The organism is Paenibacillus sp. 7523-1 (assembly GCF_002276415.1).
In the GTDB taxonomy this organism is placed as follows: Bacteria; Bacillota; Bacilli; order Paenibacillales; family Paenibacillaceae; genus Paenibacillus; species Paenibacillus illinoisensis_A.
This window is the reverse complement of the sequence record NZ_NPBR01000002.1, coordinates 1-22,579: the sequence shown is the minus strand read 5'-3', so window position 1 is coordinate 22,579 and position 22,579 is coordinate 1. Positions and strand designations below refer to the sequence as shown.

Genomic DNA, 22,579 nt, shown 5'->3' with positions numbered 1-22,579 from the left:
CGGCCGGTCTTAGCACATAAACAGCATAGTGAAATTACGGATTCCGAGGGGTTCGTTGATCAATTAATTTCTCCAAAAATTCGGCGAAGGAGTCCGCATACACTTCAGGCTCGCCATTAAAATAATCCAGCCGCATAACCTTGTATTCCCCACGGTCATCAGCGTTTCGTGTATCAAAGTAGTAATACTCGTCCTCATCCGGAATAAACAGTTCCAACTTGCCTTCCTGCTTCGCCTGTTCATCAGCAAGCCGGTATATGTACAGAATATCCGTGTCTGCATATTCTCGGTCCTCTGGAGGCGCAACGGTTAGAATTTCTGTGCCGCTTAACATCGCCTGGCCATAATTCAGGAGCCACCAGCGATAGGAAGGAGGCAATGCGAAGCCTAGTTCCTGTTCTACTTCGATAATCCAGCTCTCCTGAACCTGATGATTGGGGAACCAGCGTATAGCCTCGGTATGCTTCAATTTTTCAATCAGACTTGTATACATAGATACATCTCTCCGATCTCAGGCGTTTTCGATTTGAGCGTTACCAACTGTGCTCGTTTGCTTGCTTTGACTTGATCATTGCCAGCTTCTATACAGTAAAGATCACTTCTCAGCTGGCTTCTCCATATGCACAATTTGCCACTCATTTTGCTCTTCGGTCACAATTGTAAATCCTTGACGTTCCCAGAAATCCACGGCCCCAGGCAAGAAACGGTGGGTATGTAGATATAACATGGTGTACGGCATTTCTCTTACAACACGCTCCAGCTCTTTCACCAAAAGTGAACCAATACCGTATCTGCGATAGGCAGGATCGACATAACATTTTACAATTTCAGCTGCGGATTGATCCGGATACCGACCTTCGATCACCTGAATCCGACCATCATATGGCAAAGTACCGATGGAGCCTACAATGCCCCCTTCCTCCGTTACGGCTACAAGAAAGACCCCACCTGCTGTCTCCATATAATGTTCTCTAAATTGCATCAGATCCGCAGGTATCTGTTCATGATTCATCATTGGGAATACTTCTCTGCGGACACGCATGGCAAAATCAACAGCTTGCTCAATCTGATGGAGCTGAACCTTCATTATCTTGGGCACCGTCTGAAGCTGTGTCACAATATTTTCATTCCTATCCTATAGATTAGAGCTTGGCTTATAGCAGCTACCCGAACCCGCATTCTTGGTGAGCTCACTCTCTTCCATCATCTTACCTAAATTAATTTCTTCTATCAATCTAGCTGCACTCCTATCCAAAATGATAGAAAGCCCGCGCGATTTGAGAGACTCTGCATACGATAAGACGTGTTACCAAATCAAACTCACAAGGGGGAAAAAGCGATGTGGCTATGGCTGGGTATCTCTGCAGCATTTCTGCTCATGCTGGGATTTGTATATCGTTACGTAGAAGATATCCTTGAAACGCGAAAGTTTCATCCCCATGCTCCCAAGCAGCTCTTGATCAAATTTAAAGACGGCACTACGGCAGATCAAATGCACGCTCTGCATAAAAAAGGAAGATGCAAAGTTGCCGAAACTTATGAGGATCTCGGCTGGTATCGGGTAGAATCAAGCAGAATCATGCATCGCATGCTCAAGAACTATAAGGATCATGAACTCATTGAACATGTAGAACCCAATTACTTCGTTCAGGCATCCTATACCCCGAATGACCCCTACTTCCCTTATCAGAATAACCTGCAAAAGATTAACGCACCTGCGGCTTGGGATATTAGCCAAAGCAACAGCTCCATCAAAATTGCCATTATTGATACCGGAGTGCAGCTAAACCACCCCGAGCTTGCCAGCAAGCTCCTTCCAGGTTATGACTATGTCAGCTATGACGCCATTCCCGAGGATGGAAACGGACACGGCACACATGTGGCCGGAATTGCGGCTTCCGTCACGAATAATGGAGCTGGCATCGCTGGCGTTGCTCCGCTTGCGTCCATCGTACCCATTCGTGTTCTGGATGATAGCGGGGTGGGAACCATGGGCAATGTCGGCAACGGGCTGGTCTATGCTGCCAATAACGGTATACAAGTGGTTAATTTGAGTCTGGGCGGACCTGTCGGCGATGCCTTCTTGCAAGCTGCGGTACAGTATGCCTGGGACCGCGGGGCAGTCATTATTGCTGCTGCAGGCAATGACAATACTTCCTATCCAATCGTGCCCGCTTCCTACCCCAATGTGATTGCCGTCGCTTCCACCAATCCTTCCGATCTGAAATCCAATTTCTCCAACTATGGTTCATGGGTTGATATGGCCGCTCCGGGTGACAGCATACTGTCGACTTATCTCGGCAGCTCGTACGCATATATGAGCGGAACATCAATGGCAGCACCACAGGTGGCAGGTGTAGCTGCCTTGCTTGCTGCCCAAGGCAAAACCAATGCCCAGATCCGCGATGCATTGTGCTTTGCCTCCGATCCCGTATCCGGTTCCGGGGTCTATTGGCAGTATGGCAGGCTAAATGCACAACGGAGTCTGCAAGTCCCTTAATTGGTTTTTCTCTTAGATGGACATATAAAAGTGAACTTCCCAAAGTTCTGTTCAATTGAACAAAACAGGAGCAGAACTGTGTGTAGCACAGGACTGCTCCTCCCTTTTTCTGAATTTCACTTACTGGACAGAACTTAGAAGTATTGTGCACCTTGAGTAGCAATGACGTCCTTGTACCAGTGGAAGCTTTTCTTTTTCACCCTTCTCAGCGAACCCGTGCCGTCATTGTTTCGGTCTACATAGATGTAACCATAACGTTTCTTCATTTCTCCTGTACCTGCACTGACCAAATCAATCGGGCCCCAGCTCGTATATCCAATGATCTCGACTCCGTCCTGAATGGCTTCTGCCATCTCGGCAAAATGACGGTCCAGGTAGTCAATGCGATAATCATCCTCCACCGTGTCATTATCCAGCAATACATCCGTAGCACCAAGACCATTTTCCACAATGAATAATGGCTTGCCGTAGCGGTCGTGCAGCTGATTGCAGGTAATGCGCAGACCTTTCGGGTCAATGGTCCATCCCCATTCCGATGCATCAAGATAAGGGTTTTTCACGGAACCAAATACGTTGCCCTCGGTTGAATCCTTCAAAATCTCCGGATCGGTGCTTGTGCAGCGGCTGGCATAATAGCTAAAGCCAATATAGTCCACCGTATTCTGCTTAAGAAGGTCGGCATCTTCTGGCTGCATCTCGATATGAATCCCGTTTTCTCTGAAGAAACGCTTCGTGTAGCCCGGGTATGCCCCCTTGGATTGAACATCAATGAAGAAAAATGATTCGCGATCCTGCTCCATCGCCTTCCATACGTCCTCCGGATTGGAAGTGTAGGGGTACACCATACCTGCCGCCAGCATACACCCGATCTGTGCACCGGGTATCATCTCGTGACACGCCTTAACAGCAAGTGCACTGGCTACCAGTTCATGATGGGCCGCCTGATACAGGACCTGCTGCTTGTCCTCCCTCTCTTGCAGGACGATACCTGCACCAATATAAGGTAGATGCAGAAGCATGTTGATTTCGTTAAACGTCATCCAGTATTTCACTTTGTCCTTATATCGATGGAATAACGTCTTCGCATAGGTTTCAAAAAATCCAATCATCTTGCGGTCCTTCCAGCCGCCATATGTTTGCACGAGGTGTACAGGTACATCAAAATGACAAATGGTAACGACCGGTTCGATATAATATTTCAACAATTCATCGAAGACATCATCATAGAATTGCAGGCCTGCCTCATTGGGCTCGGCGTCATCCCCGTTCGGGAAGATCCGGGACCAGGCGATCGAAAGTCTTAAACATTTGAACCCCATTTCGGCAAATAAAGCTATGTCTTGCTTGTACCGATGATAGAAATCAATGGCTTCATGAGAAGGGTAGAACTCACCTTCCTTGGGTTCGAACGAATCCAGGTTACCCATCGCAATGGGGAAACGCCTAGACCCGGTAGGGATCAGATCGACCGTAGTCAATCCTTTCCCCCCTTCCAGGTAGGCACCCTCCAGCTGATTCGCTGCTGTTGCTCCTCCCCAGAGAAAATTCTCCGGGAAGGAAGTTGGCTTTTCAAACATAAGCACTCCTCCTATTCATCCAAACTTGATTTAACCCAGCACAGTCAGCAATTTGTCTTTTTCGTTCACCGATGCATTCTCTGTGCCCACAACATCCAGGTAATTCGAAGTATTCGTAATAATAATGGGAGTAACCGTCTCATAACCGGCATCCTTGATGGCCTGCAGATCAAACTCCATAATCAAATCTCCAACGTTGACCCGGTCACCATCTTTCACATGAGCATTAAAATGTTGACCTTTCAGTTGTACCGTATCTTGTCCAATGTGGATCAGCATCTCTACACCATCATCCGTCACAAGTCCAATGGCATGCTTTGTGCGGTAAACCGTTTGTACAACACCTGTGATTGGAGATACCACTCGGCCACTTGTTGGTCGAATCGCAATGCCTTTACCCATATGCTCACCAGCAAACGTAATGTCGTTAATTTCTTTCAATTGAATAACTTCGCCAGCCATTGGACTAAAGATTTCGTATTTGCTGTTCGGATTGGGATCGAGTGCAGGTGCTTGTGCAGCTGCCGGAGCTGATACCGGTGCAGCAGCTTCCTTGAAACCAACTACATACGTAAGAACGAAACCAAGTATGAACGCAACGGCTGTTGCAACAAGTGCCATGTAGAATGAAGAATCAACACCTGTAGCCGGGTTAATGAAGGTCGGATAACCGAATACGCCAAGGCCGCCAAACATGTACATTTTCGAACCGAAGAATCCCAGTATGGCGCCGCCAATACCACCAGCAATACAGCTCATGATAAACGGTTTTTTCAATGGAAGGGTCACACCATAGATTGCCGGCTCGGTTACACCGAAGATGCCTGAGATGAAGGCCGGAATACTCAAAGATTTCAGTTTGGCATTTTTAGTTCTCAACATTACGGCAAGTACCGCACCAATCTGAGCAAAAGAGGCAGCGAACGACATGGCAACCACCGGATCCGCTCCGGACGTACTGAGGTTCAGAAGCATGACTGGAACCAGACCCCAGTGAAGACCGAACAGTACGAACACCTGCCACAGACCTCCAATGATAAGTCCTGTAAGAAGTGGGCTCAGATCATAGATCCCGGTTGCTCCTGCACCTATCAACTGTCCAGCCCAAGTGGATACTGGACCAATCACAAGGAACGTTGCCGGAACGATAACAAGCAGTGTAAAGAATGGAACAAGGAATGTACTAACCACTTTAGGAATAACATTTTTGAAGAATCTTTCGACCTTAACGGCAAAGAATGTAGCAATAATAATTGGAATTACCGAAGATGAATAGTTCATCAGGATCACTGGAATACCCAGGAACGTAATATGAATCGGTGATTCAAACAACGTACCCGCGAATAGCGTGTACAATGGATCTCCCGCAGTCAAACCGGACAGCGTAGGATAAACCAGTGTAGCCCCGATGGCCATACCCAGGAACGGTGAGCCGCCAAACTTCTTGATAGCCGTATAACCAAGGAATACCGGGAAGAAGTAGAACAGACAGTCACCCGTTGCATTCAGCAAATGGTACGTTCCGGATATGTCCGTCAACCAGCCGAAGGATAGAAACATGGCTGTAAACCCTTTGATCATCCCTGTTGCAGCAAGCAAGCCGAGAAGTGGAGTGAAGACTCCCGAGATCATATCGATAAATCGGCTGAACAATCCTACTTTTTTCCCCGATTCATCCTTCGTCTCTTCAACCTGACCTTCTGTCGGCAAGTTGCCCACCTTCACAATCGCTTTATATACATCCGGCACTTCATTGCCGATGACTACCTGATATTGTCCACCACTCTGCATAACCGTAATAACGCCAGGCAGATTTTTAATCTCTTCTGTTTTAGCAACGCTTTCATTTTTCAGTTTAAAGCGTAATCTGGTTACACAGTGGAAAACGCTGTTCACGTTTCCAGAACCACCTACACGGGATAGGATGTCTTTGGCCAGTTGATCGTAATTCATAGTTATTCTCCCTCTCTAAGTAGACTCCCCATGCTTGTGAAACAAAGAAAACCTGAACTACTGAACATACACAACGCGCCGGATGATCCGGAAACAAGTCGTGTTATTCAGCAATTCAGGTTTTGCCCTTAATGGTTGCAACCCTGTAAGGCTGTACACAGCGATATTCGGTTGTTACTTCAACAACTTCATCTTAAAGTAAGTTGCAACCAGTCTACTGACCTGGAGTGATCGGCATTGCCTGATTGAACAGTTACAATCCGATTTTGTATGCGCTTACTTTATGGATTTATAATAGTATAACTTCTGATCTTTTGCAAGCGCTTTTTTAGTGGAATATTTTGGTTTAATCGAACTACTCTGAAGTTGCGTGCACCACGCGTTCAATATGAATCGACAGATACATCATTTCCTCGTTAGTAAGTTGATACGTGTAGTTATTTTCAATAAATTTTTTGATTTTTTCGGAGCACTTGTGCGCTTCGGGATACTTCTTCTGGATCAATTCAAACAATTCATCATCATTGTTATTTTTATAGTGCTTTCCTTTGACAAGACGTTGGGCAAAAAATTTCAGATGTGTCACAAATCGGTAATAGTTCAGCGAGTTCTCGTCAAAATCCATTTTGAAATGGTACTTGATGATCGTCAGCACCTCTTGCATCACCTGCGTCATGCTCCGAATATTCGGCATTTCTTCGTTAAGTGCTGCATTTACAAAATGTAATGCCATAAATCCGGCTTCATCTTCCGGTAACAGGACACCAAATTGATCACAAATCATGTTGAGGGCCTCGAGTCCCACTTCGTATTCATCCTTGTACAACTGTTTCGTTTCCCACAGTAGTCCATTTCGTATAGGCAGGTTCTTGCGATATCGCTCAATGGCGAAATGGATATGATCTGTCAGATGGAGATAGATGCTGTCATTCAATTTTTTGCCCAATTTCAGTTTGGCATACGCGATGATCTCTTCGGAAACTTTCATGTATTCCAGCGGTATGCTGGCGATTAATGTTTTGAAGTTTTCCTGGATATCTTCATTCTGCAAAGTAAAGATCTTGTCAATATGCTCCTCGGAGACCCGATCACCTGCCCGCTTCTGAAAAGCTATTCCTCGGCCAATGACGATGACTTCGCGCCCATCCTGAATGGCAACTACAGCATTATTGTTCAGCACCTTCTCGATTTTCACTTTATCCACCCCAATATACAGAAAAAGACAAGCCATACCTTCAACGAGGTCATAGGTCTGCCCTTTTCAACTTCAATATCTACGATATGTGCGTTCATGGTATTACAATTTTCTACAATGTGCAACAATAAATTTAATTTGGTTCCATCTGTTTTATTTTATTCAGTCTCTCTCGTATGTTCTTGAAGCATTTGCATTAATTCCTCTTGAATTAAAAAAATACGCCCAAAAATGAAGATCACAATTCACCTAATTTTCAATCAACTATAGACAATATTCCATACCATTCACGGTTAATGAGAGAACGTCAAATGTTTACCGACCCGAGGAGAACTAGCACTCTTTTGCATTAAATTGCAGGGCGAAACGGGCGCGCACGCCTAGTTTTTCTTATTTCTATTTTCCTTCTCCAGCTCAGCTTCAATCCTCTTGTTGATCACACTCATCTCATCGGAATTAAGTTGATCCACTTGCTTGAACTCTTTATCGAATTCGTACTCTTTTGATTCCTTATTGTTCATCAGCCCCAAATGATTTTTAATCGCACGAATGTCCTCACGAACATACAACGTATTTCGATAATTATCCACCACAAGACCGAGTATAATGCCAATGACGATGACAGTGCCGTACGGCACCAAAAGACTAACAATAGCTCCTGCAACCATCAAGACTAATACAAACACTATGATTCAACTCCTTAGACCTTGCAAATATTAATACAATCGCTTCTCATACGATTCTTGTAAAGAACGGACGACATCGTCCTCCGTAACACCTAATTTACTAGCATTCGCAGCGATAATACGTGCTGGTTTGGGTAATTCCTCCTTGGCGAGCCAGTTCTCAGGTTCCCATGTGTGCGAACGTTTAAAGGCTTTGCCACAATGCATATAGCACTCTTCTACCGTTACAGCGATACCTAGTTTGGGTGTTTTGCCCTGCGCCTGCATTTGCGTCATCATGTCCGTATCCCGAATTATTATCGCTCTGCCATTGATACGCAGTGTCTCTTCAAGTCCAGGAATAACAAAAATCAATCCAATGTGCGGATTGGACAAAATGTTCAACAGCGAGTCAAAACGCCTGTTGCCCGGCCGTTCCGGAATGACCAGATGATGCTGATCGACGATGTGCACAAATCCTATTCCGTCCCCCCGGGGAGATACATCACAAGAGCCAGAACGATCACTGGTTGACATAAAGAGCAGGCCAGAACGGGCAATGAATTGCTGACAATGCTCATCCAGATAGGCAATCGATTTATTCTTCACCAATTCTCCCGGTGAACCGCAGATTTCTCGAAGAACGTCCTCCGATGTTACGATGTCTTTAAATATGTTATTGGTCAAAATGTACACGTCCTTTCTATCCTTCTACATATCTTGGTGATTAGCTGATTATAGATCAAATCTTTTCTTGATGGCTTCTGCCACCTCTTCAGGACTTTTATGTGTGTTATTGATTCGAATGTAGTGCTCATGTGTAAATTCTCCCGGGACTGAGTTCAGTTGGTGTTTGTTCATGCTATCTAGCAAATCCTGTTCGGACCATTCTACGTTTCGCTTCGTTGCCTTATGCAGCAGCCGGTGAGGACTCCGGTTACGTTTCAATCGCTCCGGCATATCTGCCTCCAATTCGACATAACACACCTGTCCGCCATGAGCAGTGAACAGCTCACTGATTTTACGGATATATTCTGCATCCTCTTTAGAATCAAACGCCCACACGTATGTAAAGATCAAGCCGGGAAGATTGCTCTTCGCCACTTCTTCAAAAATTTCCTGGCGAAACAGACTCACCAGTCGTTTACCTTGAGGTGTACCATAACTGAAATAGGGAGATACCAGCTCAATCGTCATGTGATTATGAAACAACTTCAGTTCCGTGATCTTCTCCAGTTCCTGGCCGACGGTCATCTTCCCGACCGCTTGTGGACCAAAAATGATGACAAACTTCATCCCATCACTCCTCATTTGGATATAAATGATTTGAATTTTCTGGACATTCATCCATAATACCTCTTTAAAAGCAAATAAAAAAGAGATTCAAGTTTCCCCTTTTTTCATCAGGAGCCTTAGAATCTCATTCATTTCTTTAAAAATAATATTCAAATTTATCGCCCAATCAGCGCCCAGCCCCATTTTATTCGCCGTAATCCAATCGCTATCAACCAAGAGAGCAGCAGGGCAACGACGTATGACAGTAGTATGCCAAAACTAAAATGCCGGGCCATTTCCACCGAGAACTCCCGTCTCCAGAATAACAATACTAATGGGTGCATCAAGAATACTCCGAAGGCCACTGTACCCAGTGAGTCGAAGAGACGATGAATCCGATGTGCTCGATCCCGCTTTTTTGCCGCTATTCGTTCACATCCCATCAGCAATAACAAACATGCAGAAAGTGTAAACAAATTCCGGAACAAAAACAGCAAGGTATACTGCATGATTGGAATTGCAGTTAAGGATGTTTTTATGTAGACACTGCCATATATAGATATAAAAGCTCCGCTTAAAAAGGCCAAAATTAAGACATAGCGGTATGAACGCAGTTTCTCCAGAGAAACGTTAAAGTTCAGGCCAATCCATGCGCCAAACCCAATAACGATCAAGTAACTCGGCAGTAGACTTCCCATTCGTTCGAAGTGAAACTGAAGATGCAGCACATAAAAGACAGCCTGAGCTGCAATGAAGAATAAGGGCAGATAACGCTTAAATAAACGAAACCGGGTTAGTGATAAAAGTAACGGAAACACCGCATAAAACTGAAGAATAATAAGAAAAAAGTATAAGTGCGTATGGGCTGTTCCTGTGAGTAATTGTTTAAGAAAAAACGTAAAATGAGACATTGGATCATGATGTGCCAGCTCCTGTTTGACCCCAAAATAAATGAATGACCACATCACATAAGGAACAAACACATAGAGCAGACGCTTTTTATAAAATGCGAACATCCACCCTGTTTCCTTCACCCTGGCATTATAATTGTAGAACAGAACAAGTGAGGACAAAAACAGAAACGCAGGCACCGCGAATTGCAGTATACTGTTCCAGAAAAAATAAAAATCATAGCCCTGCGAATGAGTGGGATAATGTGTAACTGCTGTGGATGTTGCATGGATAGCAACCACCGCCATGATGGCAATAGCCCGAAACAGATCCAGATATTCAATTCGCCGGGGCCGATTAACCGGTTGATTCATGATAAAACCTCACTTATGACTGATATGGGATGATAGTTTCCGGCCGCAATCCAGATTCTACACTTCATTGTAATCAGCCTGAGAGGGTTATACAATCGTTATCCATATTATTTTCGTCAATTCACACCCGCATTCAACATTATTCGACATTATCAATCCAGAATCGCTCCACTACGTTACCATCTGGCTCAACATAATGTTGATCCTGCACTCCCCCATTACGAAGAATGACTTTTTTGGAAGCGATATTATGGGCGTCACACACAACCAGCACTTTGGTAATTCCAAGCTCCCTAGCCTTAACCAGGCTCAGCTCAAGGATCTGTGAACCATAATGGTTCCGACGCTCATCTGGACGAATTCCATAGCCGATATGTCCACCACTGTTCAATAGTTTGTCTGTAAGCTCATGCCTGATATTTACGGCACCAACCATCTTGCCGGTCTCTGTTACAAGCCAGTATGTACTATCCTTGACCCACCCTTCCGGAATGTCAATTCCTTGTTCACTTCGATGAAGAGAGGCTATCATTCCTTCAAAATCACTTGGATCTTTTGCAATAACCCAAGGCACCATTAATTCTCCACTTTGTAGCCAATCCTGATAAAATGCCATGTATGCTTCTTTATAAACAATCGATGGTCTAACGAGTCTGACTTGTTCTTTTGTCATACGAAGTACACTCTCCTTTCCCTAATTCTACAATTACATTAAATAAAAATGAAGAAGGAGCTGCATTAATGCAGCTCCAGCAGCTCCTTTCACAGTTCTTATATTCCTCTATCTATATTACTTTATGGTTACGGGCTCCGATTCCTCCACACACTTGTATGTGAAATGGTAACTTCCCGATCCCAAATCAATCTTCACGTGAGATTCTATCGTTTGAACACCCTGAAGAAGAGGCACCTTGTGCAAAGGAAGACCGCCCTCCATAACTGTCTGAAGGCTTGCACCCGGCAAAACAACGGTACCAGTTACATTTGCGGGAATGGTTACGTGCACTTCCATCTCATTGTTTTTCCTGCGATACCAGCTTGAACCCACACGTCCATACATCGTATCAAGACTTGCTTCCACCCAATCCAGACCCGGACCAGGCTGCGGCTCAATATGCACAACATGGAAGCCCGGAGATTTCTCATCGGAACGGATGCCTGCAACATAACGGTAAAGCCACTCTCCAATGGCACCGTACGCATAATGGTTGAATGAATTCATGTCTGCACTCCATAGGCTTCCATCTTCTTTTATCCCGTCCCAATGTTCCCAGACGGTCGTGGCCCCTTTCGTTACCTGATACAGCCAGGATGGATAGTCTTCCTGAAAGAGCAGCGTGTAAGCTAGATCATGATGACCCGTTTCGCTAAGTACCGGATTCAGGTATGGCGTGCCCACAAAACCGGTTGTCAGATGATTCCCTGCATCTGCAACCAGTTTTCCCAGTTGATCGATAGCCCGCTGTCTTGCCTTAGCATCCAGTAATTCAAAATGCAGGGCAAGAACATGAGCTGTCTGTGTAGGAACCGCCAATTTCCCCGCAGGCGTAACAAATTCCTCACGGAAGGCCGTTACAATATGTTCATGCAGCTTTGCATAGTATGCTTCATCTTCGCCCTGCTCAAGAACTGCGGCCGCCTTTCTCACGAGTGAGACCGAATAGGCATAGAACGCAGTTGCCACAAAATCCTTGTCCGTGGCACCAATATAGCTGTCCGGCTTGGAATCAAGTCCCAGCCAGTCTCCGAAGTGAAATCCCGTATTCCATAAGTATGGATTGTTACCTTGCTCATGAATATAATAAACCCAACGTTTCATGCTATCATATTGCTCGGCAAGCAGTCTGACATCCCCATACATCTCGTAAATGGTCCAGGGACAGATAACCGCTGCATCGCCCCAAGCAGCCGAGGAATGACTGGTATCTCCCCAGCCCTCTGAAGTTGAACTTCTTAGATCCGGAACGAAAAAAGGAATACCGCCGTCCTCGCCCTGATCTGCCTGAAGATCCCGCAGCCATTTCGTGAAGAAGGGACCCGTGTTCATTAGATATGAAGCTGTCCGAATAAACATCTGGGCGTCGCCGGTCCAACCAAGACGTTCATCCCGCTGTGGACAGTCTGTCGGTACGTCAAGAAAATTCCCTTTTTGTCCCCAGAGTATATTATGATGAAGCTGGTTTACAAGCGGGCTGGAGCATTGGAAATCACTTGTTCGCTCCATATCGGAATGCAGCACGACTCCCCTAAAGTCATCTAGATTTATGGATTCCGCGAAACCGATGAGCTTAACATAACGGAATCCCTGAAATGTGAAATGGGGTTCATATGACTCAACCCCTTCACCTTTTAAGGTATATCGAATAGACTGCGCTGCTCCGCGCAGATTCTCGGTATAAAAATTACCCTCATGATCCAAAATCTCAGCGTGTCTTAACTCAACGGTATGCCCTTGTTCACCCTCGATGTTGAATTTCACCCATCCCACCATATTTTGCCCCATGTCCAGCACAAGGTCTCCCTGTGGGGTTGTGATCAAAGCGATAGGCTCGAGCTCCTGCACCCTGGTAACAGGTACATTCTCCTGAGCAACGATAATATCCTTGGTATATTCCAGTACATCCACAGGTGACCAACGGGTTGAAGTGTTATCTGTCCAATCCGTCTCCAAGCGTGCATCGTAGGTCTCCCCCATGTAAATATCAGACATACGGATGGCACTGCTCGCCGTCTTCCAGTCTCCATTAGACAGAATGGTTTCTACCGTTCCATCCGCGTAGTGAATATGGAGTTCCAGCAGTAAAGCTGCTTGATCTCCGAATATCCTCTTTTCTTTATTCCATCCCAAATGACCTTTATACCAACCGTCACCCAGATATGCACCTAGAATATTCCCCCCTGCTTGAAGAAGATCAGTGACATCATACACCTGGTATTGCAACCGCTTACCATAACTGGTCCATCCGGGCGTAAAATAATCCTGACCCACTCTCTTGTTATTCAGGTGCAGTTCATAGAGTCCAAGAGCTGTTACATAAATTCTTGCACAAGTTACCTCTTGTTTCAGTTCAAAAGTTGTACGTAGGCGGGGACAGGCCGTATCATGCTCATCGGGCCTTGACGTAATCCAATCAGCCTGCCAAGCATTCTTGCTGTCCATCAGTCCCATTTCGAAGAACGCTGCTGCTGACCAGGCAGATTGCTCTTCAGCAGCGTCCCAGACACGAATGCGATAATAATACCGGGTTCGTGCCTGAGGCTCCCAACCAGCCAGTTCCACATGAATGGACTGATCGGAGATAACTTTTCCGGAATCCCACACGGTCTGTTCATGGCCATCCGTTAGAGACAATTGAATTTGATAGGCGGATTGAACGCAGTTTCGCTGGTCCGACTGCAATTGCCAGCTTAATCTGGGTGATTTGACATCCAGTCCAATCGGATTTACTTTATACTCGCAACGAAGATGATTGATGGTCAACATAGGGATAAACATTCCTTTCCATCGTGGTTTCCAATACAGGCTTACGCTATAATTATACTGATCCCGCTCAAGGAAATACCCGGTAAAGAGGACTATTTAACCCGGTAATTCGGCCATAACCATAAGGAGGTGAAGCCATGAACGCATCAGTACACCTGTTAAAAAGTGAACTCTTCTTCAACTCCGAACTGCAGCTCTTTGTGAATAGATGTACCGAGGACTTCAACCTCCCTTTTCATGCCCATGATTTCTTGGAATACAGTTATGTTGCGGAAGGCGCGGGTTTCCATCACATTGCTCAGGACATTGTCCCGGTTCAAAAAGGCATGCTGTTTGTCATCCCGGTCGGCGTTCCCCATGTATTTCGTCCATCATCCTCCAATGTCTCAGAGCATCCGCTGATCATATATAACTGTCTGTTCCATACAGAGCTGATACATAAACTGTCCCTCGCCATCCAGGAAGAGGACATTCGAAGCCACCTGATCGATTTGGCCAACAATGAGGTCTCTTATATATCCATCGGTGATCAGAATCGTCAGATTGAAGAGTTGCTGGTGAAGCTCTACCGTGAAACCTCCGTTGCGGGAATCGGTTCTTCCAGTATGTTATTCACACTCGTTTGCCAGCTTATCGTAACGACTTACAGACAGCTGCATCAGAAAAGGCAAGGTGAACATGGGCACTCTTCCGATTTTGAATACATCCTTCAATATCTGAATCAGCATCTTGGCATGCGCATTCGCATGAGTGATCTATCTCACCAATCAGGTTGGAGCGAAAAGCAAATTGGCCGCATGTTCTTGAGCAATACGGGACAGACGTTCAGCTCGTACCTTCAGCACCTGCGCATACAAAAAAGCCGTGAACTCCTGAAGAGTTCACAGCATAAAGTTAGCCTCATCGCCGAGCTTGTCGGCTACCGGGATGTAGATACATTCTACACCGTTTTCAAACGAATTACAGGGGAAACTCCACTGACATACCGCAAAAGGTCCAGAACCTGAAGTCCTGGACTTTCCTTTTGGTACTTTGACTAGCCACTTGCAGTCTCAAACAAGTCATCTATGTATGCCTTGGCACCTTTCCAACTGGACATCAAGGGAAACGGATACTGTTCCCGCTCACTCCCATTCCACGGATGAGGGATACAAATGACTTTCTTTCCCGCTTTCCAAGCCGGAATCAAATTATGTGCTCCGTCATCAATTAACAAGTCAAAGTTAATCAAATTTTTCCGTTTGCATGTGATAAACTGCTCCGCCGTGATAAAGGGCATATGGCGCTGAAGCCAGTTCCACTTTTCCACCACGGTCTTCGGGTCTGCTGCCGTCACAATAATAACATCATAAGCTTCATTCAGCTTCTGCATTTCATCCACAACGTACTCGTCGTACAGCTCCAATTCCTCAAATAGTCCCGGCCGACCATAAAAAACATCATGAGTGCTCTCCGGATGACGCAAGTGAGACGTATCCCAATGAGTCATATCTTCATAACGCAGTGGATGGGTCGGGAAGTTGATGTTGTTGTGGTAAATGGCTCGCCGGACCAGATGACAGATCGTATCATCCATGTCTACAGCAATGATTGGTTTTTTCATGTTATCCCTCCCCAGTACGAACAAAGTATATCACCCCGGGTGTCATGAAGCTATTCTTTTTACCATCTCCCCTATGGATAAAAAAAGGCGCCCCCTGCGCTGCTTATCTGCTGCGCCTGGGGCTGCCATTATGAATTAAGCCAAATCTTCACCGTTTGAAGCAATGACTTTTTGATACCAGCCAAAGCTTTTTTTCTTATAACGGTTCAATGTACCATGTCCGTTGTCGTCCTGATCGACGTAGATTACGCCATAACGCTTGGACATTTCGGAAGTGGATGCACTAATGATGTCGATCGCTCCCCAGTTTGTGTAACCCATGAGGTCCACACCATCCATGACGGCTTCCTTCATTTGCGTAATATGTTTTCTCAGGTAGTCAATCCGGTAATCATCGTTAATGGAACCATCAGCCTCAACCGTATCCTTGGCACCAAGTCCGTTCTCCACGACAAATAACGGTAATTGATAACGGTCATACAGCTCTTTGAGTGCCACGCGAAGTCCAATCGGATCAAGCTGCCAGCCCCATTCTGTGCGCTCCAGATTCGGGTTTTTAATGGTGCTGTACAGATTGCCTCCAGTGACTCCATATTCCTCAGGATTTACAGCAGACACCAAGGACGTGTAATAACTGAACGAGATGAAGTCGACTGTGTGCTTCTTCAATATCTCTTCATCCCCTGGTTCCATCATAATGGAAATTCCGTGGTCTGCCCAGTAACGAGCCATGAAGGTTGGATAGCTTCCGCGAACCTGAACATCGGTATGCAGCAGATTCAGCTGATTATCAATCTGAGCCTGTAATACATCTTCTGGTCTCGAAGTGGCCGGATAGTGAATCATACGAGCAAGCATGCAGCCAATCTGGAAGTTCGGATTGATCTGACGTGCTTTTTCCGTAACCAGACTGCTCGCAACGAATTGGTGATGAAGCGCTTGATACGAAGCCTGCATCACGTTATCTACACGGTCTTCGATAATGCCTCCACCTGTGAACGGCTCAATAATGGTTGTGTTGATTTCATTAAATGTCAGCCAATATTTAACCTTGTCTTTATAACGGGTCATTACCGTTTCAGCATATCTCACAAAATGACCAATGACTTCCCGGCCAGCCCAGCCGTTATATTTCAGTACCAGTGCCATTGGCATTTCATAATGAGAAAGTGTTACGAGTGGTTCAATGTTGTGCTTGCGCAGTTCATCGAATACTTCGTCATAGAAGCGCAGTCCTTCTTCATTAGGTTCTGCATCATAGCCGTTCGGGAAAATACGCGGCCAGTTGATCGATAGACGAAATGTCTTGAAACCAAGCTCAGCGAATAGCGCAATATCCTCTTTGAAGCGGTGATAAAAATCAATGCCGTAGCGTTTCGGATATCCCTCCGCACTATGGTGGGACATCGCTTTCTCAACGGTTGCAGTCGTCACATGCATGAGTTCTCTTAGATTGGTGTAGTCTTTTTTCTCAAAATAAGGAACCATGTCCGCCGTGGACCAGCCTTTGCCACCTGCATCGAATCCACCTTCAGCCTGATTGGCGGCAATGGCGCCGCCCCACAGAAAACCTTCCGGAAATCCTTGTCGATTAATCATGCGTATCTCTCCTCTTCTCGTTGATTAAGATTAAATTTGGGCTTTCAATACCTCTTGCCCCATCGTGATTTCACCCAAGTTTACTGGTTGGATGTCTTTGTAGTCCGCCGTGTTCGTAACAACCATGGCTGTTGTAATGTCATATTCTTTCGCAATTTGATCGAGTTCAAAGGAAAGCAGCTTGTCTCCGGCCTGTACGCGAGTTCCGGCTGCAACATGGGATTCAAAATATTGTCCGCGCAGCTTGACTGTATTGATTCCCACGTGGATCAGGAGTTCCATGCCGTTATCACTGCGTACAACGATCGCATGTTTCGTTTTGAACACATTCATAACCGTTCCTGTTACTGGAGATACGAGCTCGCCCACGCTTGGAACAAACGCAACACCTTTACCCATTAATTCATCGCCAAACGTTGGATCATTGACTTCTTTCAGCGGGATTGCTTTTCCTGTCATCGGAGCCACAGCAACCGCATCACTTGTTGGCGTTGGTGCACCCATGTCGTCCACGTTCACCGCTGCAGCCTCATTAGAAGGCGCTGCTGCTGGCGTAGAAGAAGCACCAGGGGAGAATTGAGCGAGCGCTTCTGCGTCTCCTTCTTCTTCCTTAATTCCGAATACCGTGGACATAATCGCACCTACCACGAAGGCAAGAATCATACCAATCAGGGAATACCAGAACGTTTGTCCAATCAGGGAAGGCAGTCCAGGAAGTCCGCCGTTACCCGCAAGTACATAAGCTTTGGCACCAAAGGCCAGTGCGAATCCGCCACCTACAGCACTACCGATCATCGCTGCAGCAAATGGCTTTTTGTATTTCATGTTTACCCCGTACATTGCCGGTTCAGTTACACCCATGAGGGCTGTAAAGCTGGTCGATAATGCAACGGTTTTGAGCTTTTTGTCTTTTGCCCGGAAAAATACACCGAGAGTTGCACCGGCTTGACCCATATTGGAGATATACGTCAGCGGCAAGAATTTATCAAAGCCCAGTGTAGCAATGTTGCTCAGGATAATCGGAACAAGTGCATAGTGCATACCAGTCATAATAATCAGCGCCATTGCACCGCCAAGTACGATACCAGCAATCAATCCGCCTTCATTCAGCAGCCAGTTAATACCCCCGGACAATCCATTACCAACGAATGTGCCCAATGGACCGATCGCGATCAGCGTAACCGGAACCATAACAAGCAAAGTAATCAACGGAACAAGCAGCAGCTTCAAAGCAGCCGGAATTACGCGGTCAACCCACTTCTCGACATAGGACATGAGCCATACAGCCAGCAAGATCGGTATAACCGATGATGCGTAGCTTACTGCCGTTACCGGAATGCCGATAAAAGCAACGGATTCGCCGCTGGAGAGCAGTGTGCTCATATCCGGATACATCAACGCCGTACCTAATGCAATCGCAACAAACGGATTACTGCCGAACTTGCGGGCAGCACTCACTGCAATCAGCAGTGGCAGGTAATGGAAGACGCCATCACCGATGGCTGAGAGAATGCGATAGGTATCCGTTCCTGCTGACATCCAGCCGAGAGATACAAACAGGGCAAGCAAACCTTTGAGCATACCTGCAGCGGTGATCGCTGGCAGCATAGGTGCAAATACGCCTGCAATCGTTTCGAATATTTTAAGAATTACATTTTTTTTGTTGTCCGACTTGGTCTCTTTCTTTTCGGGGCTCTGCTGCAGTGCTGGATGTTCTTTGACCATCGCATCAAACACTTTTGGTACATCATTACCTATAATGACCTGGAATTGGTCGCCGGAGATGTTGGTCCCCATGACCTTGTCCAGCTTCTTGAGTGTACCGTTATCCACTTTGTCATTGTCTTTCAATTCAAAGCGAAGACGGGTAATACAGTGGTACACCGAGTTGATATTATTTGTGCCCCCAACGGCTTTGATAATCTCCTGTGCCGTTTCCTGATGGTTCATGATGTTTTCCTCCTCATATTTTCCAATAAAAAATACCCGAACGAATACGACACGTCATGTGCGCGTCATTTCATTCGGGTATTGCCTGATTGAACAGTAACAAGCCCATGGGATATTCAGTTAAAATCTAATTCTCTCGCTTGGTTTTCATTAACCGCTCCAGATGGAGCGTGAGATATAACTGCTCTGAGTGTGTCATGTCGTATTGATAATTCTTATGGATAAACGTTTCGATCTTGCCGATACACTTGAAGGTTTCCGGATAGTTTTTCCGAACCACCTCGTATAAATACTCCTCTGCATCATCATGAGTTGAATGCGTGATGACTCTCTGGCAGAAGTATTTCAAATGTGTGATGAAACGAAAATAGTTAACGCTATCTTCATCCAATTCGACATTGAAGTGGTATTTGATAATGTTCATGATTTCCTGAAGCAGCTGCATAAGATGAGTCACATCATTCATGGAATCATTGACTTCCGCATTAATGAAATGCAGTGCAATATTGCAAACCTCATCTTTGGGAAAATCAATATCCAGTCTTTCCTTCAGTAGCGTGAGCGCTTCTCGGGCGACATCGTACTCCGCCTTGTAAAAGTGCTGTACTTCCCAGGAAAGCGGATTCCTTGTGATCATGCCCTTTTCCATACGCTGGACAGCAAAATGAATGTGATCCGACAACGAGACATAGATCCCGTCACTGATGGTTTTATTCAGTTGCGTACGTGCCAGCGTTACGATATCATCCGTTGCCTGCAGAATTTCAATCGGCACTTCAGTGACGATGGACTTGAATTTCTCATAGATCGATGCATCCTGAAGACGGAACACTTTCTCTATCCGTTCCTCATCAATCTCATCACCGACCTTGAACTTAAACCCGATACCCCGGCCGAGGATCAGCAGTTCCTGATTTTTGTCATCCACGGTACTGACAATATTGTTATTAAATATCTGTTTAATAATCATTTTGGACCACCCGTTTTTTTTGAGGATTAAAAAAGGGCAAAACCAAAATAGAAATAATAAAATCATTTCCATAGTGGTTTTGCCCGCATTACCGGTAACAAGCCTCGGGTATAATTTATCACAACCTGAAAACGGTGTCAACCAAAAATGCTACCACTGTCTTATTTACATCGGTTTATTGCATATAAAATCTCTTTTTTTATTAGGGCTTTAATCTTAGCTATTTACTTTCTATCAGGTATTTCACCAGTTAGACCAACAGACCCTATGAAGTATTGCCATCGAATGGTGGTGCGAAACCTATTTTCAATTATCAACTTGTACCTGCCTCACAAATTGGGTTCTGTCGGTCACTTCAGTTATTAATGACTTGTTATCTAATCGTTTAAATCGTACGAGCTTGTAGCTGTTTATCCACTGATCATTATCTGCATTTCTTATGGTAATTTGTACTACATATTGTTTATATGTATCCAATATGTTCATGTCTATTGTTTTGTAATCCCCCTCATCAATGCCATAATAGACGTAAATCCACCCCTCATGCTCAGCAGCTAACACTTCAAATTTTCTGGCTTTTTCTTCAATTACCTCCATGACCTCAGGTGGTGCCTGAGCAAGTTCAATCGTCTCAAAAGCAACTTCAGAAATCTGGGACTGGTCTCTAATCCAGTAGAGATAGCCAGCCAATACAACCAACATCAGACCAATAACGAGCACGAATCGATTTCGTATCCGGGAATGTCTTTTTGTGTTCAACTGATCATCTCTTTCTTAGAAGTATTGAATGTTAATATCCTAATTTCCGAAGTAAATAAGCTCTATTTATATAAACACAGGTTAGATGGTTTTGGTTTGCTTAAGCAAAGACACTTCCATAAAAAAAGACCCTTCCAAGGAAGGGCCTTTTACTATTATTGTTGGAAGGTCACATGAATCTGAACAATTTCAGAGCGACTGCTCGTGCGGATTGGCGGTCCCCAGAAGCCATAACCCGAGGTCACAATGGAATGCATCGAACCTTTTTGCAAGTAACCCCAATCGTTCTCGTAGATCGCCTGCGTGATGAATTGAGCTGGTGCAATCTGGCCACGGTGGGTGTGACCGGACACAACCAGATCCACATGATTCTGCTCTGCAATATCCAGATCATACGGCTGATGATCCATCATCAGCACCGGCTTGCTGAGGTCGGTATCCTGCATCAACGTTGCCACTTCGGCACGATCGTTTTCGGTTCTGTCTTTCCGTCCGATCAAGGTGATTTTGTCGTCCAATATGACCTTATCATCGTAGAGAACCTGCATATTGCTCTTCTCCAGCGCAGCAATCAGATCTTCAATCGGACCGTCAAACTTGTCATGATTGCCCAATGAAGCGTATACTCCGTAAGGTGCCTCAATACCACTGATAATATCTGCGATGCCGCTATTCAGGTACATATCCAGATTGTCATCGATAAGATCACCGGGATAGAGGACCAGATCAGGCTTCAAAGCGTTAATTTCCTCCACCATGCGCTTGGCATGTGCCGGGCCTGATAGAAGTCCAAAATGCATGTCGGCAGCCATAACAATGTTAAGACTGTCGATCCCTTCCACCTTTTTATCAATCTGAATACTGTACTCTCTCACGACCGGACTATACGCATTGTAGATCCCGTATGCCATCGTAGAGAGAAGTAACACCAAAGTAACTACACCCGCCCACTTCTGCGTGTGATGTCTGGGAATCCGTGTTAATCGGAGTAGCCACAACGTTAAATGGATCACTGGCAAGATCAGCAGCAGCAATGAGAAAATCGCTAGCCAGTAGGAACCAATCACACTTAAGAAGGATATACTTCCAAACAGCCGGGCCAGAATGAATGAAACTGCAAGAAATACTAGGGCAACAATATAGAACCATCGAAATCTGGCCGACACGACGGGCTTCATCCAGCTCCAGCCGCTCCAGCCTATGTAGAACACCAATAAACCGTAAACCACCAAAAACAAAATGCCTGCCAATACGAACATGCTCCGGTTAACCTCCACGTCAGTAAGTTGATTGCTGAATTTACACCTAACAAACGATAACTAGTAGTCTGTCTGAACCAGTATAACGCAGTTTGCAGGGTCCAGGCATCACCTTCACCAGCATAGATACGTACATTTTATTACAATTTGGGAATACTTAAATTCCAGCCATTCACAATCAATAATATGGAGTAGTATGGTACCTAGTTAAAATAAAAAAACATGCCTGCATTCGCCTAGAATATAACACTTCTAAGCGATGCAAGCATGCTTGCTTGTTCTATTCAGTACACTTGAATCAACAGATCTTACTCGTTTGTATCCATCCATTGGAAGTGGAATGAACCTTCTTTGTCCACACGTTTGAAGGTGTGGGCTCCGAAGTAGTCACGCTGCGCTTGCAGCAAGTTTGCAGGCAAACGCTCTGTACGGTAGCTGTCGTAGTAGGAAAGCGCACTGGAGAAGCCAGGTACCGGAATACCTTGTTTTACAGCAGCTGCTACAACTTCACGCCAAGCATCCTGA

The 22,579-nt window shown here is 45.4% G+C and carries 19 protein-coding genes and 1 pseudogene; 2 read left to right on the top strand and 18 right to left on the bottom strand.

Annotated elements, in window-relative coordinates; all coding sequences use genetic code 11:
- Positions 1-34: 34 nt before the first annotated feature.
- The gene (locus CHH60_RS00200; RefSeq protein WP_095357335.1) at positions 35-493 is read right to left on the bottom strand and encodes an SMI1/KNR4 family protein; all 459 of its coding nucleotides are present in this window, start codon (positions 491-493) and stop codon (positions 35-37) included.
- 102 nt (positions 494-595) lie between these two features.
- Positions 596-1,099 (bottom strand): GNAT family N-acetyltransferase, encoded by a 504-nt coding sequence (locus CHH60_RS00195; RefSeq protein WP_255247751.1) that lies wholly within the window; start codon positions 1,097-1,099, stop codon positions 596-598.
- 240 nt (positions 1,100-1,339) lie between these two features.
- On the opposite strand from CHH60_RS00195, the gene CHH60_RS00190 reads away from it, so the two are divergent.
- On the top strand, positions 1,340-2,500 hold the full coding sequence (locus CHH60_RS00190; RefSeq protein WP_095357333.1) for a S8 family peptidase: 1,161 nt from the start codon (positions 1,340-1,342) through the stop codon (positions 2,498-2,500).
- Between the two features lie 134 nt (positions 2,501-2,634).
- On the opposite strand, the gene CHH60_RS00185 is transcribed toward CHH60_RS00190, so the two are convergent.
- The 9 genes from CHH60_RS00185 to CHH60_RS00145 all read right to left on the bottom strand — a co-directional run bounded on the left by CHH60_RS00185 (position 2,635) and on the right by CHH60_RS00145 (position 13,914).
- On the bottom strand, positions 2,635-4,077 hold the full coding sequence (locus CHH60_RS00185) for a 6-phospho-beta-glucosidase (protein WP_095357332.1): 1,443 nt from the start codon (positions 4,075-4,077) through the stop codon (positions 2,635-2,637).
- Between the two features lie 30 nt (positions 4,078-4,107).
- Positions 4,108-6,030, bottom strand: a complete 1,923-nt coding sequence (locus CHH60_RS00180; RefSeq protein WP_095357331.1) for a beta-glucoside-specific PTS transporter subunit IIABC — start codon at positions 6,028-6,030, stop codon at positions 4,108-4,110.
- Positions 6,031-6,385: 355 nt separating this feature from the next.
- Entirely contained in the window at positions 6,386-7,225 is an 840-nt protein-coding gene (gene licT / locus CHH60_RS00175) for a BglG family transcription antiterminator LicT (RefSeq protein WP_095357330.1), read from the bottom strand.
- Positions 7,226-7,605: 380 nt separating this feature from the next.
- Positions 7,606-7,911, bottom strand: a complete 306-nt coding sequence (locus CHH60_RS00170) for a hypothetical protein (protein WP_095357329.1) — start codon at positions 7,909-7,911, stop codon at positions 7,606-7,608.
- Between the two features lie 30 nt (positions 7,912-7,941).
- The gene (locus tag CHH60_RS00165) at positions 7,942-8,577 is read right to left on the bottom strand and encodes a pyridoxamine 5'-phosphate oxidase family protein (RefSeq protein WP_095357577.1); all 636 of its coding nucleotides are present in this window, start codon (positions 8,575-8,577) and stop codon (positions 7,942-7,944) included.
- Positions 8,578-8,625: 48 nt separating this feature from the next.
- A complete protein-coding gene (locus tag CHH60_RS00160) occupies positions 8,626-9,186 on the bottom strand; it encodes an AAA family ATPase (RefSeq protein ID WP_095357576.1) in 561 nt (186 codons plus the stop codon).
- Positions 9,187-9,341: 155 nt separating this feature from the next.
- Positions 9,342-10,430 (bottom strand): acyltransferase, encoded by a 1,089-nt coding sequence (locus CHH60_RS00155; protein WP_095357328.1) that lies wholly within the window; start codon positions 10,428-10,430, stop codon positions 9,342-9,344.
- A gap of 139 nt (positions 10,431-10,569) precedes the next feature.
- Complete coding sequence (locus CHH60_RS00150; RefSeq protein ID WP_095357327.1) at positions 10,570-11,103, bottom strand: GNAT family N-acetyltransferase; 534 nt, start codon at positions 11,101-11,103, stop codon at positions 10,570-10,572.
- 117 nt (positions 11,104-11,220) lie between these two features.
- Positions 11,221-13,914, bottom strand: coding sequence for an alpha-L-rhamnosidase (locus CHH60_RS00145; RefSeq protein WP_095357326.1), 2,694 nt, complete (start codon positions 13,912-13,914; stop codon positions 11,221-11,223).
- A gap of 137 nt (positions 13,915-14,051) precedes the next feature.
- On the opposite strand from CHH60_RS00145, the gene CHH60_RS00140 reads away from it, so the two are divergent.
- Positions 14,052-14,921, top strand: a complete 870-nt coding sequence (locus CHH60_RS00140; protein WP_095357325.1) for an AraC family transcriptional regulator — start codon at positions 14,052-14,054, stop codon at positions 14,919-14,921.
- Between the two features lie 29 nt (positions 14,922-14,950).
- Here the strand turns inward: CHH60_RS00140 and CHH60_RS00135 are convergent, their stop codons facing one another.
- The 7 genes and pseudogenes from CHH60_RS00135 to CHH60_RS00105 all read right to left on the bottom strand — a co-directional run.
- Positions 14,951-15,517: a 5' nucleotidase, NT5C type gene (locus tag CHH60_RS00135; protein WP_095357324.1), complete on the bottom strand. Its 567-nt coding sequence runs from the start codon at positions 15,515-15,517 to the stop codon at positions 14,951-14,953.
- Positions 15,518-15,652: 135 nt separating this feature from the next.
- Positions 15,653-17,116, bottom strand: a complete 1,464-nt coding sequence (locus tag CHH60_RS00130; RefSeq protein WP_095357323.1) for a glycoside hydrolase family 1 protein — start codon at positions 17,114-17,116, stop codon at positions 15,653-15,655.
- 30 nt (positions 17,117-17,146) lie between these two features.
- Positions 17,147-19,066 carry a beta-glucoside-specific PTS transporter subunit IIABC gene (locus CHH60_RS00125; protein ID WP_095357322.1) on the bottom strand — a complete coding sequence of 640 codons (1,920 nt, stop codon included), beginning with the start codon at positions 19,064-19,066 and terminating at the stop codon, positions 17,147-17,149.
- Positions 19,067-19,193: 127 nt separating this feature from the next.
- A complete protein-coding gene (gene licT / locus CHH60_RS00120; protein ID WP_095357321.1) occupies positions 19,194-20,036 on the bottom strand; it encodes a BglG family transcription antiterminator LicT in 843 nt (280 codons plus the stop codon).
- Positions 20,037-20,342: 306 nt separating this feature from the next.
- Positions 20,343-20,756 (bottom strand): hypothetical protein, encoded by a 414-nt coding sequence (locus tag CHH60_RS00115; protein ID WP_217989963.1) that lies wholly within the window; start codon positions 20,754-20,756, stop codon positions 20,343-20,345.
- Between the two features lie 194 nt (positions 20,757-20,950).
- Complete coding sequence (locus CHH60_RS00110) at positions 20,951-22,054, bottom strand: metallophosphoesterase (RefSeq protein WP_095357319.1); 1,104 nt, start codon at positions 22,052-22,054, stop codon at positions 20,951-20,953.
- Between the two features lie 308 nt (positions 22,055-22,362).
- Positions 22,363-22,579 (bottom strand): annotated as a pseudogene (locus CHH60_RS00105) (NADP-dependent phosphogluconate dehydrogenase); the annotation flags it as partial.

Excerpts from the sequence above, each read along its gene's own strand:
- CHH60_RS00155 (WP_095357328.1), bottom strand. The coding sequence starts at position 10,430 with ATGAATCAACCGGTTAATCGGCCCCGGCGAATTGAATATCTGGATCTG.
- CHH60_RS00130 (WP_095357323.1), bottom strand. The coding sequence starts at position 17,116 with ATGATTAATCGACAAGGATTTCCGGAAGGTTTTCTGTGGGGCGGCGCC.
- CHH60_RS00200 (WP_095357335.1), bottom strand. The coding sequence starts at position 493 with ATGTATACAAGTCTGATTGAAAAATTGAAGCATACCGAGGCTATACGC.
- CHH60_RS00150 (WP_095357327.1), bottom strand. The coding sequence starts at position 11,103 with ATGACAAAAGAACAAGTCAGACTCGTTAGACCATCGATTGTTTATAAA.
- CHH60_RS00125 (WP_095357322.1), bottom strand. The coding sequence starts at position 19,066 with ATGAACCATCAGGAAACGGCACAGGAGATTATCAAAGCCGTTGGGGGC.
- licT (WP_095357321.1), bottom strand. The coding sequence starts at position 20,036 with ATGATTATTAAACAGATATTTAATAACAATATTGTCAGTACCGTGGAT.
- CHH60_RS00160 (WP_095357576.1), bottom strand. The coding sequence starts at position 9,186 with ATGAAGTTTGTCATCATTTTTGGTCCACAAGCGGTCGGGAAGATGACC.
- CHH60_RS00140 (WP_095357325.1), top strand. The coding sequence starts at position 14,052 with ATGAACGCATCAGTACACCTGTTAAAAAGTGAACTCTTCTTCAACTCC.
- CHH60_RS00180 (WP_095357331.1), bottom strand. The coding sequence starts at position 6,030 with ATGAATTACGATCAACTGGCCAAAGACATCCTATCCCGTGTAGGTGGT.
- CHH60_RS00190 (WP_095357333.1), top strand. The coding sequence starts at position 1,340 with ATGTGGCTATGGCTGGGTATCTCTGCAGCATTTCTGCTCATGCTGGGA.
- CHH60_RS00135 (WP_095357324.1), bottom strand. The coding sequence starts at position 15,517 with ATGAAAAAACCAATCATTGCTGTAGACATGGATGATACGATCTGTCAT.
- CHH60_RS00110 (WP_095357319.1), bottom strand. The coding sequence starts at position 22,054 with ATGTTCGTATTGGCAGGCATTTTGTTTTTGGTGGTTTACGGTTTATTG.
- CHH60_RS00185 (WP_095357332.1), bottom strand. The coding sequence starts at position 4,077 with ATGTTTGAAAAGCCAACTTCCTTCCCGGAGAATTTTCTCTGGGGAGGA.
- CHH60_RS00145 (WP_095357326.1), bottom strand. The coding sequence starts at position 13,914 with ATGTTGACCATCAATCATCTTCGTTGCGAGTATAAAGTAAATCCGATT.